This window comes from Algibacter sp. YIN40 (genome assembly GCF_057219435.1).
The window spans coordinates 350,445-363,822 of the sequence record NZ_JBXVVC010000001.1 but is presented as its reverse complement, the minus strand read 5'-3'; the positions used below and the strand labels follow the sequence as shown (position 1 = coordinate 363,822).

Annotated in this window: 9 protein-coding genes; 5 read left to right on the top strand and 4 right to left on the bottom strand. The window is 33.0% G+C overall.

Annotation, left to right across the window (positions count from 1 at the left end):
• The first annotated feature begins 29 nt into the window (after positions 1 to 29).
• Positions 30 to 2,534, top strand: a complete 2,505-nt coding sequence (locus tag AC2D6V_RS01730) for a DUF5686 and carboxypeptidase-like regulatory domain-containing protein (RefSeq protein WP_484646314.1) — start codon at positions 30 to 32, stop codon at positions 2,532 to 2,534.
• Positions 2,535 to 2,672: 138 nt separating this feature from the next.
• On the opposite strand, the gene AC2D6V_RS01725 is transcribed toward AC2D6V_RS01730, so the two are convergent.
• From AC2D6V_RS01725 to AC2D6V_RS01710, 4 genes are all read right to left on the bottom strand, one after another.
• Entirely contained in the window at positions 2,673 to 3,353 is a 681-nt protein-coding gene (locus AC2D6V_RS01725) for a DUF4386 domain-containing protein (protein ID WP_484646313.1), read from the bottom strand.
• Positions 3,354 to 3,484: 131 nt separating this feature from the next.
• Positions 3,485 to 3,916: a hypothetical protein gene (locus tag AC2D6V_RS01720; protein ID WP_484646312.1), complete on the bottom strand. Its 432-nt coding sequence runs from the start codon at positions 3,914 to 3,916 to the stop codon at positions 3,485 to 3,487.
• 121 nt (positions 3,917 to 4,037) lie between these two features.
• Positions 4,038 to 4,913 (bottom strand): CPBP family intramembrane glutamic endopeptidase, encoded by an 876-nt coding sequence (locus AC2D6V_RS01715; RefSeq protein WP_484646311.1) that lies wholly within the window; start codon positions 4,911 to 4,913, stop codon positions 4,038 to 4,040.
• Positions 4,914 to 4,974: 61 nt separating this feature from the next.
• Positions 4,975 to 7,200, bottom strand: a complete 2,226-nt coding sequence (locus tag AC2D6V_RS01710) for a M1 family metallopeptidase (RefSeq protein WP_484646310.1) — start codon at positions 7,198 to 7,200, stop codon at positions 4,975 to 4,977.
• A 198-nt stretch (positions 7,201 to 7,398) separates the two neighbouring features.
• Between AC2D6V_RS01710 and AC2D6V_RS01705 the strand changes: the two genes are divergently transcribed.
• The 4 genes from AC2D6V_RS01705 (at position 7,399) to AC2D6V_RS01690 (ending at position 13,364) form a co-directional block, all read left to right on the top strand.
• Positions 7,399 to 7,926, top strand: coding sequence for an inorganic diphosphatase (locus tag AC2D6V_RS01705; protein WP_484646309.1), 528 nt, complete (start codon positions 7,399 to 7,401; stop codon positions 7,924 to 7,926).
• A gap of 123 nt (positions 7,927 to 8,049) precedes the next feature.
• Positions 8,050 to 10,419 (top strand): sodium-translocating pyrophosphatase, encoded by a 2,370-nt coding sequence (locus tag AC2D6V_RS01700; RefSeq protein ID WP_484646308.1) that lies wholly within the window; start codon positions 8,050 to 8,052, stop codon positions 10,417 to 10,419.
• Positions 10,420 to 10,531: 112 nt separating this feature from the next.
• Complete coding sequence (locus AC2D6V_RS01695; RefSeq protein ID WP_484646307.1) at positions 10,532 to 11,524, top strand: App1 family protein phosphatidate phosphatase; 993 nt, start codon at positions 10,532 to 10,534, stop codon at positions 11,522 to 11,524.
• A gap of 94 nt (positions 11,525 to 11,618) precedes the next feature.
• Positions 11,619 to 13,364 (top strand): chondroitinase-B domain-containing protein, encoded by a 1,746-nt coding sequence (locus tag AC2D6V_RS01690; protein ID WP_484646305.1) that lies wholly within the window; start codon positions 11,619 to 11,621, stop codon positions 13,362 to 13,364.
• Positions 13,365 to 13,378 lie beyond the last annotated feature (14 nt).

Sequence of the window (13,378 nt, the reverse complement as noted above, 5' to 3'; positions counted from 1 at the left end):
ATGATTGTTGATGAAGTTTTTTTTATAATATGAACTTACGATTACTTATCACCCTATTTTTTATCGGAATGTTTTCCGGAATGGCTCAAACTAAAGTTAGTGGCCACGTGTTTGATGCGTTTAATGAACCCATTTCTTTTGCTAATATCATATTTAAAGGGTCTACGGAAGGTACTATCACCAATGAAGATGGTCGATTTTATTTAGAATCTGATGAAACTTGGGATGCTTTAACAGTTTCTTTTATAGGTTATGAAACCTTAGACATTCCTTTAGATAAAAAAGTAACTTATAATTTAAAATTTACCCTTAACGAAGAGGCATCACAATTAAATCAAGTGGTTATTGTTTCTGGAAAGCAATCTAAAAAGAATAACCCAGCAATAGATTTACTACGAAAAATTTGGGATAATAAGCGAAGTAATGGTTTGAAGCAATTCAATCAATACGAATACGATAAATATGAAAAAGTCGAATTCGACCTTAATACAATAGATAGTGGTCTAATAAAAAGTAAACTTTTTAGAGGTATGGAGTTTGTTTTCGATGAGGTTGATACATCTCGCGTTACTGGAAAAACATACCTGCCAATGTTTATTAACGAAGCGGTTTCAAAAGTTTATGGAGACAACATTATAAACAAGGAAAAAAACGAACTTAAAGGAAATAAGAACTCTGGGTTTAGCGATAATCAAGTGATTATAGACTTTGTAGACGATTTGTATTCCGATTTTAACGTTTATGATAACTACCTAAAGTTTTTTGATAAGAGTTTTGTTAGCCCGTTATCTAAAACCGGAATAAGTACTTATAATTATGTTTTAAGTGATAGCGCTTTTATAGATAATAAATGGTGTTATAATGTTATTTATTACCCAAGACGAAAAAATGAATTGACATTTAAAGGCGATTTTTGGGTTGCAGACTCTACTTATGCTATTAAGGAAATAAACCTTCAAGCATCTAAGAGTGCTAATATCAATTGGGTTAAGGAGATTTATATTGAACAAGAATTTGAGGTATTAAATGATTCTTTGTTTCTAGTGAAACGTGATTATATGATGTCCGATTTTGCATTTAGTAAAAAGGAAAAATCACGTGGCGTCTATGGAAAACGTACAACACTTTACGATAATTATAAATTCGATATTGAAAAGGACAAGAAATTCTACGAAACCGAAGTTTATAATTACGATAAGGATGTATATGATAGAGATGAAACTTTTTGGACAGAAAATAGGCTCGAAGCTTTAAATAAAGATGAAAAAGGTGTTTATAAAATGTTAGACACTTTAAAAACGGTTAAAAAGTTTAAACGTCTTTATAATTTGGGCAGTATTTTGGCATCGGGTTATATTGAATTCAACTCTTTGCCTTTAGATTATGGCCCTATATTTTCAACTTTCGGTTTTAACGAAGTAGAAGGTTTGCGTTTACGCGCAGGTGGTCGCACTTATTTTGGAAGAAATGATTTGTGGCGTTTAGAAGGTTTTTTGGCCTACGGATTTAGAGATGATAAATTCAAATATGGTATTTCTGGAAAGTGGTTGCTTGATAAAAAGCGGCGTATAATTATTTCTGGTGGAAACAGACGCGATGTAGAACAAATAGGAGCTAGTTTAACAACCAGTACCGATGTTTTAGGTCGAAGTTTAGCATCGTCTTCGGTGGTGGGTACAGGTGCTAACGACAAACTTACATCCATAAATTTAACAAGTTTTGCTGTTGAAGCTGAGCCTTGGCGTAATCTTATTTTTAGATTGGGAGCTAATTATAGAACCTTAGAATCTGCATCGCCAACATTTAGCTTAGATTACAATACTGCGAATGGGATTCAATCAGAAATTAAACAATTTGAAACATCGTTATCACTCTCATATTTCCCAAAAAGAAAAATGACAGGGTTTGGTGTTGAGCGCAAAATAGCTAATGATGATTTTGCGCGTTTATTTGCGCAAGTAAGTCGTGGCGATAAAAGCATGTTTGACAGCGATTTCGACTATACCAAAGTACAGTTTTCATATATACAACCTTGGCAGGTAGGAGGTTTTGGTAGATTAACAACTACAGTGGAAGCTGGCAAAACTTTTGGAGAAGTACCATTAGGTTTATTAAGTGTTATCCCTGGAAACCAAACCTATTTTTCAATTTATAATACTTTTTCTCAGTTAGATTTTTATGAGTTTGTATCTGATACTTATACCTCAGTGCATTTAGAGCATAATTTTAACGGACGTTTCTTTTCAAGAATTCCATTTTTACGAAAATTTAACCTAAGAGAAATTATAAGTATTCGAGGTGTTTGGGGAGAACTTTCAGAAGAAAATAGATTACTGAGTTCTACAAGCAATCCAAACACGATTCCTTTAGTTGCGCCATCATCCCAACCTTATTACGAATATAGCTTTGGGATTGGTAATATTTTTAAGGTTTTTAGAATAGACTTTAATTTTAGAGGAAACTATAAAGATGATTTCCTGTATCCAGAGGCTAGAAAATTTGGCGTAACTGGCAGTTTTGGGTTTTATTTTTAGATGTTTTGTTTAGCATTGTTGTATACTAAATTAGCAAATACAAACCGAATAGAAATTCGTAAAGATTTTCGCAAGTAACCTTGCACCAGCAATTAATTTTATACGTCTTAATGATGTGTTTTTTCTATCTAAATTCCGTTATTTCATTTCAGTTTCTAAAAACTTAGAACCCAATCCTTTAAAGATTAACCAAAGAGGAAGAATTACTTGAATGAGCCCTATTGGAAGAAGCATATTCATACTAATGCTATTTCCAAAAATCGAAAATAATATTTCAATAAACATAAGCATTACAGCTACTATTCCAAAAACTGAAATGATTTTTGGAATTAATTTAGTCACGTATAATGTATAGTATAAAATAAAAACTGGTAAGCAAGAAATGAGAAGACTCAAGTAATGTGTCCACCAATGTTTTTTATAATAAACTCTGCCTAAGGTATTTAATATATCAGAATTACCAGTTCCATTTTTGGTATATTCTATACTTAATTCTAATATAGATAGAACACTAATATTGTCAATAGATATGGCTATAAAACCTAGTATACTAAATGCTAAATATAAAAAAGCCAAAGGAGTGCTATGTTTTTTAAAAATGGGCAATAAAATTGTGGCTATAACAACAGATGTTATACCACTTAAAAATAAAAGTAAGGTCGAAAATATGATTTCATTTGAGTTTGCAGAAGTAGTAGTTATAAAATTATCTGAAAAAAGTATTGGACCTTGTAAAAATTGGTAGATAGTAATTCCAGCTGCAAAAATGATTAGGAATAATAGACCTACAAGCCTTCCAGTTTTTTTATTAGAATTCATATTTTGATTAATTAGTTACGCTGGCAAGAACCAAGTTAAATAAAAGAAAGCAAACTAGAGAGAAATTCACTGGGATTTTCTGAGAACACACAGATCACGCAATTAATTATACTGGTTGTTGTCTGTAATATTTATTCTTTATCACTCCAAGCAACACTAGTCATTTTCCACTCACCATTAATTTTTACAAATTGAAGAGTTTTCATTCCTTCAGATTTAAAAGGGTTACCATTAAGTTTTCCAGACTTTTCATAAAAACAAAATCGATGTGCTATATTTTCGAAAACTTCAGTTTTATGAGACACTTCATTTTCGCTAAAATCTTTTAATGTTCCATCACTCAACATTTTCTGTCTTGGTTCAATAAAATCTTTTAATCCATAAACCATAGGTTTTCCTGTGGTATTACTGATAATCATTCCTTGTTCTATGAAAATGCTTTTTATGTCTTTAACTTTTGGAGTTTTACCATCTGTATTATTGAATAAATCAAAGAACCGATTTGTCAATTCATCAATGCATAACTTATCTTTATCTACATTACTTTTTTTGGTTATATTCATATTACAGTCAACATTGTTGCATAAAAATAGTTGCGTAGTTTAAGGAATAAATTTAGCAAATAAATCACAGATAGAAGGGCTATGAGGAATTTCGTAAATTGTGTTTTATGAGCAATTAATTTTATATGGTGTTAGTTACTGGGTTTAATTCTTTTCGTTTACTCCAATAATAAATAGCAAAACCAATTCCTATAATTGGTAATACAATTCCAAATTCATCTATATAATAAGCAGTTTTTCCTGTATCTTCAGTTAGAGGGGAGAAAATCCTTTGAATAAACAAATTATGACTGGCGTGAAGTATAACTGCCGTCCATAAACTTCCAGACTTTATACGAAACCATGTATAAATAAAACTCATGCTAATAATTAATACCATAAAACAAGACATTGCATACCAAGAAGGTGTGCCGCTATTATAATCAGCAAAGAGCAAAATTGGCAAATGCCAAATCCCCCATATAAAACCAGAAATCATTGAAGTTTTTGTAAATCCTTTTGTTTTGTATAGTTCTGGAACCAAAAATCCACGCCACCCAATTTCTTCTCCTAAAGCACTTGCAGCACCACGGATTGTTCCGAAAATTCCGAATAAAATGAAGTAGAATGCTATTATAAAACCACTTCCTATTTCCCCAAAGCCAAAAGAGTTGGTTAACCTAACAACAAATTCTTTGTCAAAGAAGCCACCCAATCCAAACACCCAAATACCCAGATAAGCAATTAGTGCATATATAAGAGGAATTAAGTAACTCCATATTTGATACTTTGTTTTGCCCCATTTCCATCCTAGATCAGAAATATTTCTTTTTAGTAGCTTTACAGTAATCAAAGCAGAAATACCAGGACACCACATCAGTCCCATTGTAAATTGTCCCCAGCCACTACCAAGAGTGCCAGAATAAATTATAAGAAAATAATAAATTGCACTTAGTACTAATGTAATTGAAAGAAAAATACCGATTGGCTTGAATTTATGAATAGTAAGATTCTTCATGATTATTTAAATTGGTTGATGTCAACTTGTGCCTAACTTAACTATATGAATTATAAACGTATCAATTACTCCCTTGCTTATTTTTAAACTCATCAAACTCAGATGGTGTTTCCACTTTCGGGAAGCTGTTATTTTTAGTGTCGGTATCGGCAAACTCAAAGTTAGGATCAAGATTAACCGTTCTTACTTCTTTTTCTTTAACAAAAACTTGTTTTATTTCGTATTCATTTCTACGCCAGACTTGAGCAGGGAGCTTATCAATTTCAGAAGTGCCATCGCTAAAAACCCATTCAATCGTTACAGGCATTACTAAACCGCCTTTATTTTTAATTGTTATCTCGTAAAGGTTTTTCCCAGATAATTGCTTTTTAACTTCAGCTTCATCAAGTCTTGATAAAAATCCGCCATAAGCATTATCTGGAGTCGTATTCATAGTAATGATTTCTGGACCATTAGAGAAATCTTTTGGATTTTCACTGTTGCTATCACCTTCAATTTTAACTTGTCGACTTCTTTTTTGGTCTTCAATATTTAGGTTTTCTTCATAGACTTTAAACCATTTTACATTACTCAATTCCATATCCACATGATCGGTTGTAAAAAACCAGCCTCTGTAAAACCAATCTAAATCGGTAGCGGTTGCATCTTCTAAGGTTCTAAATAAATCTGATGGATTTGGATGTTTGTATTTCCAACGGTTGGCGTACTCTTTAAATGCGGCATCAAATAATTCCTTTCCTATTATAGAATTTCTTAGCATTTGAAGTCCCACAGTTGGTTTCATATAAAAATTTGCTCCAAATTGAGACAATAACTCATTATCTGATGTCGTCATTATTGGGCGTAATATATTTTTATCACCACTCATAAAAGGCGTAATGGTTTTAGGCGTAACGTGATTGAAATCAGGGTATCGCTCTCTTACGGTTCTTTGATGTAAAAAAGTATTTAAACCTTCGTCCATCCACATCCATTTACGCTCGTCTGAACTAACAATCATAGGGAACCAGTTGTGTCCAACTTCATGGATTATTGTGCCTATCATGCCTTGTTTTGCCTTATCGCTTATTTTACCATTTTTTGGACGCCCACCATTAAAGCTAATCATAGGAAATTCCATTCCTATATTAGATGTGTTAACAGAAATAGCTACAGGGTAAGGGTAATCGAAAGTCGCTTCAGAATATACTTCTAATGCATGCATTATAGATTTTGTAGATTCTTCTTGCCAAACTGGAAGTCCTTCTTTTGGATAATATGACATTGCCATCACAGTATTTGTAGGCAATTTTACAGTTTGAGCATCCCACATAAATTTTCTAGATGATGCAAATGCAAAATCTCTAACGTTAGTTGCAGTATACTTCCACGTTTTTTGTTTAGATGATTTTGTTTTTTCATTCGCTTCAGCTTCTTCTTTCGTAATTATCATGACTGGTTTGTCAAACGATTTTTTCGCTTTTTCCATTCGATCACGTTGTGTTTTGCTAAGTACTTTTTCAGCATTAAGTAATTTGCCTGTTGAAGCTACAACATGATCCTCGGGAACAGTTATTTCAACTTCGTAATCACCAAATTCTAACGCAAATTCTCCTAGTTTTTGAAATTGCTGATTCTGCCAACCTTCAGTATCATTATAAACAGCCATTCTTGGAAACCAATGCGCAATCAAGTAAACGGTATTATCATCTTCAGGAAAATACTCGTAACCTTCTCTAGAAAGTAAATACATGCTACGATCTGTAATTGGGTAAGACCAAGCAATAGAGAAACTCATGGATGTGCCAGATTTTAAAGGTTCTTCCAATAATACTTTCATCATGGTGTTATTCACTAAAGATCTAATTGGCTCCCCATTTGTGTCTTTAATATGTTTTATGGTGTAACCTGCCGGAAAATCAATAGCTCGCGTCAAAAATTGCATCTGGCGTGCATTCATGCCATCTTTTAAATTGTTGTTTATGCTGCCAAAGTCTTCATTCCCTTTTTTGTTGACATTCTGCTCTAACTGAATCCATAAATAGCTAAGGTCATCTGGAGAATTATTGTAATAGGTAATGGTTTCCTCACCAGAAATAGTATTGTTTTTCTCATCTAATACGACCCTAATCTTGTAATCGGCACGTTGTTGCCAATACGCTTTCCCAGGTGCGCCACTCGCTGTTCGATAACTGTTTGGCGAAGCCATGAGGTTGTCTATGGGTTCAAATCTTCCTTGCCATGGTTGATTTTGAGCCACTAATGGTAGTATAAACAAAGCACAAAAAAAAGTAATATAATATTTCATAAAGATGTGAGTTAGTCAGATTCAAAATAAAGATTCCAAGGTAATAAATATTTATGTTAAATTTTGTGAATATCATATTTCGTAGATTATTCTTTAACTAACAATTAAGGTTATGTAAAAAGATTATAAGGGATTCCTTATTTGTTGTAAAAGGTTAAAGTGTTCAGTACCTTTGCACCCCAAAATAGAATTGAAATTATGACTAAGAAAAAAGATTTAACATTTGATGTGTTAATTGAAATACCAAAAGGAAGTAGAAATAAATACGAATACGATTTTACATTACACAAAATTCGCTTTGACCGTATGTTGTTTTCATCAATGATGTACCCAGGAGATTATGGATTTATTCCTGAAACATTAGCATTAGACCAAGATCCATTGGATGTTTTAGTTTTAGGCACAGAGCCAACATATCCTATGGTTGTTATGGAGGTAAGACCAATTGGGGTTTTTCATATGACTGATGAAAAAGGACCAGATGAGAAAATTATTTGTATTCCTGTTTCAGACCCTGTTTGGAATCAGAAGTTTGATATCGCAGATTTAAACCCTCATAGATTAAAAGAAATAGAACACTTTTTCCAAGTATATAAAGATTTAGAAAAGAAAAAAGTAGATACAGGTGGTTGGGGAAATGCAGAAGAAGCTGTAAAGATTTATCACCAATGTGTACAACGTTATGATGAAAGTGAGCACAAGAAAAAACGTACTTTTACTATTTAATTGATAGATTCTTAATAAAACGACATAAAAATGAGCCATCTTTAATATAAGGTGGCTTTTTTTATCACATAGATTTTCCTATTTTTGGCGACGTTGAAAATTAATTAACTTAAACTAACTAATATGGAATTAATAGTAAAATTTTTACCGCTTTTTGGTGTTGTAGCTTTGATTTTCGTTTTTCTAAAAAGCGGATGGGTTTCAAAACAAGACGTTGGTAATGAAAAAATGTCTCGTATTGCTAAGAATATAGCAGACGGTGCCATGGCATTCTTAAAAGCTGAGTACAAGGTTTTAGCAATATTTGTGGCTGCAGTAGCTGTCTTATTATATTTTAAAGGCGAAACGGAAGTAGGATCAAGTGGTATGGTTGCCGTATCATTTATTATTGGAGCTATTTGTTCTGCCTTAGCAGGATTTATTGGTATGAAAGTAGCAACAAAAGCAAATGTTAGAACTACTGAAGCTGCAAGAACATCTTTAGGACGTGCATTAGAAGTGGCATTTGCTGGTGGTGCTGTAATGGGCCTAGGTGTTGTAGGTTTAGGGATTTTAGGATTGAGTGGGTTATTTATTGTATATCAAGGTATGTGGCCTGGAGGTGAAAATTTAGGAATGGTATTAAATGTCCTTTCTGGGTTTTCATTAGGAGCTTCATCTATAGCCTTATTTGCGCGTGTAGGTGGAGGAATTTATACTAAAGCTGCCGATGTTGGTGCCGATCTTGTGGGTAAAGTTGAGGCTGGTATTCCAGAAGATCATCCGTTAAACCCTGCGACTATTGCTGATAATGTTGGAGATAATGTTGGAGACGTTGCTGGTATGGGAGCCGATTTATTCGAATCGTATGTAGGTTCTATTATAGGAACAATGGTATTAGGTGCTTTTATTCTAACACCAGATTTTAGTGGTTTAGGAGCAGTATATTTACCTCTAGTTCTTGGAGCTGTAGGTATCATCATGTCGATATTAGGAACATTCTTTGTAAAAGTAAAAGATGGTGGAAATCCACAAACAGCTTTAAATATTGGCGAATTTGGTTCTGCAGGTTTAATGGTTGTGGCATCTTATTTTATTATACATGCTTTAATTCCTGAATCTGTTGAAGGGTTGCCTTTCGGAGCTATGGGTGTATTTTGGGCAACAATTGCAGGTTTAGTTGCAGGTTTAGGTGTTGGTAAAATAACAGAGTATTATACAGCTACAGGTAAAAAACCTGTAATGTCTATTGTTAAACAATCTGAGACTGGGGCTGCCACAAATATTATTGCTGGTTTAGGTGTTGGTATGATGTCAACAATGATTCCTATTCTTTTAATTGCTGCAGCTATTATGATTTCACATCATTTTGCTGGTTTATATGGTATTGCTATTGCAGCAGTTGGAATGTTAGCAAACACAGGTATCCAATTAGCAGTTGATGCTTATGGTCCTATATGTGATAATGCAGGGGGTATTGCTGAAATGGCAGAATTACCAAGTGAGGTTCGTGAACGTACAGATAAATTAGATGCCGTTGGTAATACAACTGCAGCAGTTGGTAAAGGATTTGCCATTGCTTCTGCAGCCTTAACAGCCTTAGCATTATTTGCTGCTTTTATGAAGACAGCTAATGTGACTGCTATTGATGTATCTCAGCCTAAAATTATGGCAGGATTGCTAGTTGGTGGTATGTTGCCATTTGTATTCTCAGCGTTGTCTATGAATGCTGTTGGTCGTGCCGCAATGGCAATGATTGAAGAAGTTAGACGTCAATTTAGAGACATTCCGAAATTAAAGGCTGCGTTAGAAGTTATGCGCAAGTATGATTCAGATATGTCTAAAGCATCTGATGCTGATAGAAAAATATTTGATGATGCCGATGGTGTTGCCGATTATAGTAAATGTATAGATATTTCTACAAAAGCATCTATTAGAGAAATGGTTTTACCAGGGTTATTAGCTATTGCCGTTCCTGTTGCTGTTGGTTTTTTAGGTGGTGCAGAAATGTTAGGAGGTTTACTAGCAGGTGTAACTACTTGTGGTGTTCTTATGGCTATTTTCCAATCAAACGCCGGTGGTGCTTGGGATAACGCAAAGAAAACAATTGAGGAAGAAGGTAGAAAAGGAACAGAAGCTCATAAAGCAGCTGTTGTAGGTGATACTGTTGGAGATCCATTTAAAGATACTTCTGGGCCTTCGTTAAATATATTACTTAAATTAATGTCTGTAGTGGCATTAGTTATAGCGCCTAGTATAGCATTGTCTTCGGATGCAGTTACTGCTTATCTTTCTGAAAATGATATTAAAGAGCAGGTTGAAGTTTCAAAAGAAGTAAAAGTGGAAATGAATAATAATGAAGATGGAACCGTTAAAGCTGTAGTTACTACTGTTACAACTGAAAATGGAGAAGCATCAACTAGCTACAAAACTATTCAAGGTACAGAGGAAGAAGTAAAGGCTAGTTTAGAAGCTTTAAATGAAGAAGTAAAAGATGTAAACATAAAAGTTTAAAAGGTTATTGAAGAAGAGGTTCTAAACTAACCAAGAGAAAACTTTTTAAATATAAAACCACGTTTTTTAAACGTGGTTTTTTTGTATTTTTAAATCAAATATAATAACCTTAATGTTTAAAAAAGATGCACTTCAAATAATTGTTTTTCAAACATATGGAACTTCAAATCATTTATATTTAAGAGGAAGAGCTATTGAAGATGAAAGTGTTAATTTGGAGCAAAAAGGGTTGTTGGGATTATTTATAAATTCATGGAAGCGTTTTGAGACTGATGAAATCAAGCACACTACTATTAATGTTACCTTACCAAATGGAAAAACATTAAAAACGACAACTGACGGGCATGGTTACTTTAAAATAGACGAAAAAGTTAATGACTTAAACCTTTTAACCAATTCCGAAGGTTGGCTCCATTTTGAGGTGGCATATGATGATGTTACTATTAAACGCAATATTCAAAATTCCAATCAGTTTCCTGGAGAACTATTGATACCATCAGATCAAGCAAATTTTGGTGTGATTAGCGATATTGATGATACCATTATTCATACTGGTGTCGTTTCAATGCTAAAATGGAAAGTATTACTCAATAGTATTTTTAAAAGTGCAGCAAGCCGAATCCCATTAGAAGGTGCAGCAGAGTTTTATCATAAATTACATCGAGGCGGATCTGGAGAAAACGCTAATCCTATTTTTTATGTGAGTCATAGTCCGTGGAATTTATATCGTTATCTCGAGTTCTTTTTAAAACAGAATACCTTTCCAAAAGGGCCCATATTACTTCGAAGTTTTAAGGATATATTCAAAAAAAAATCTGGTGATCGTCCTCAAAAACATATTGAAATCATCAATATTTTAAAAACCTACCCTAAGCTTAAATTCATTTTAATAGGTGATAGTGGTGAGTACGATGCCGATATTTATATGGATGTTGCTGAAACTTTTCCAGGTAGAATTCTGGCTATTTATCTTAGAAGTGTAAATCATAAAAAGAAAATGCTTCGCGTATCCAGATTATATAAAGATTATAAAGCAACACCAGTTCTTTTGGTTAAGAGTAGCGATTTTGCCTTGCAGCACGCAAAACAACATGGTTTTATATAATTCAATATTAACCAAACTACAGTTATTTGTAAATAAAACTTCTTATATTTGAAAATTGGTTAACCAATTTGGTTTTCCAAAAGTGCAAGAAGCTATGAAAAATTATTTTTATTTATTAGTGTTGTTATTTATTATTAATGCTAATTCGCAAGTTGTTAGTAATAATACGGAACTTCAAAATGCTGTTTCAAATGCAGTTGCAGGAACTACTATTGAGTTAACTGATGGTACTTGGACAGATATTCAAATATCTATTAATGTAAATGCAACAGAACTTCAGCCTTGTATTATAAGAGCTCAAAACCCTGGAAATGTTTTTTTTGAAGGACGATGTAACATTAGTATAGGAGGTTCTTATGTTATTTTTGAAGGCATTATTTTTCAAAATCCGTCCGGACTTATTTCAGGTAGTAATAGAATAGAACCTATTATCGAGTTTAGAGATTCTAGTAATAATGATTGTGTAAACTGTCATGTTAGGAATATAAAAATAGATTCGTATAACGGTACTGTAAGTCAAGAGGAGGATATATTTAAATGGATTATTATTTATGGTGAATACAATGAGGTGAGTTATTGCTCTTTTTTAGGAAAAAATGGCGTAGGTAGTATTATTAATGATAATCATAATAATTCAACGCCCGATTATTCTAAAATTCATCACAATTATTTCGCAGATAGAGTGCCTGTTGATAATAATGTAAATGGATTAAACGATCAAGATGCGATAAGAATTGGTGTAAGTACTACATCTATGTCTGATTCTTTTACCGAAGTTTATGATAATTTTTTTAATAACTGGTCTGGTGAAGTAGAAATTATCTCAAACAAATGTGGTAGTAATAAATATTATAATAACACTTTTAGGGACTATCAAGGCACCTTAACTTTAAGACATGGCAATGGTACCGAGGTATATAATAATTACTTTTTTGCAGAAAACAATGATTTTTCAGGAGGTATTAGGGTAATTGGTGAAGACCATAAAATATACAACAACTATATTGAAGGCGTTAATCATAGAAAACCTGGAGGAGCTGGTTCTAGTGCAACAGGAGGTATAAATGTTATGAATGGCATACAAGATTCTGAATTAAATCAATATTTTCAAGTTAAAAATGTACAGATTGTAAATAATACGCTTGTTGACTGTGATTTAGCTATTAGAATTGGAACTAGTTTAAGCGGTGCAACCCTTGCACCAGAAAACCTAATTATTGCTAATAATATCATGCTGAATTCTAGTGATTCGGCACTTCAAGAGCTTACAGCGCCAACAGGAGGGTCTTCAATTTATCAAGGAAATATAACTCAAAATGGAAGTTGGGATTTAACTAACGGAGTAAATTCAAACCAAACAGTAGCTTCTGGATTATTAACTAGCGGAAGTGATTTTTATAGACTTGCCTCTGGCAGTCCAGCTATTGACGCTGGTATAGGAAGCTATTCGTTTTTAACAAAAGATATTCTTTACGGTAATAGAGCCTTGGATTTTGACGCGGGAGCAGAAGAATTTGGAGCCAATGGTATAGTTGGTCCTTACAATTTAGCTGATGTTGGCCAAACTATTGGCTTTGATGCTTTAAATTCCTTATCAGTCAATGAGAATATTAAATTTGAAAAAAAAATTAAAATTTATCCTATACCCAGTAGTGACGAATTATTTATTTCAACAAATATCGATAAAATAGGATTACTTAAAATATTTGATATTTTTGGTAAATTAATATATAAAACTACGGTTGAATTAAATAAAACTAGTATTGATATAAGTGCCTTTTCAAACGGCGTATACATTTTAAAAACCGATAGATATACAAGTCGGTTTGTTGTTAAGTAAAAAGTTTGTTCTTT

Coding starts and splice junctions, on each gene's coding strand:
- AC2D6V_RS01730 (WP_484646314.1), top strand. CDS start 30: ATGAACTTACGATTACTTATCACCCTATTTTTTATCGGAATGTTTTCC.
- AC2D6V_RS01725 (WP_484646313.1), bottom strand. CDS start 3,353: ATGAATTCTAATAAAAAAACTGGAAGGCTTGTAGGTCTATTATTCCTA.
- AC2D6V_RS01720 (WP_484646312.1), bottom strand. CDS start 3,916: ATGAATATAACCAAAAAAAGTAATGTAGATAAAGATAAGTTATGCATT.
- AC2D6V_RS01715 (WP_484646311.1), bottom strand. CDS start 4,913: ATGAAGAATCTTACTATTCATAAATTCAAGCCAATCGGTATTTTTCTT.
- AC2D6V_RS01710 (WP_484646310.1), bottom strand. CDS start 7,200: ATGAAATATTATATTACTTTTTTTTGTGCTTTGTTTATACTACCATTA.
- AC2D6V_RS01705 (WP_484646309.1), top strand. CDS start 7,399: ATGACTAAGAAAAAAGATTTAACATTTGATGTGTTAATTGAAATACCA.
- AC2D6V_RS01700 (WP_484646308.1), top strand. CDS start 8,050: ATGGAATTAATAGTAAAATTTTTACCGCTTTTTGGTGTTGTAGCTTTG.
- AC2D6V_RS01695 (WP_484646307.1), top strand. CDS start 10,532: ATGTTTAAAAAAGATGCACTTCAAATAATTGTTTTTCAAACATATGGA.
- AC2D6V_RS01690 (WP_484646305.1), top strand. CDS start 11,619: ATGAAAAATTATTTTTATTTATTAGTGTTGTTATTTATTATTAATGCT.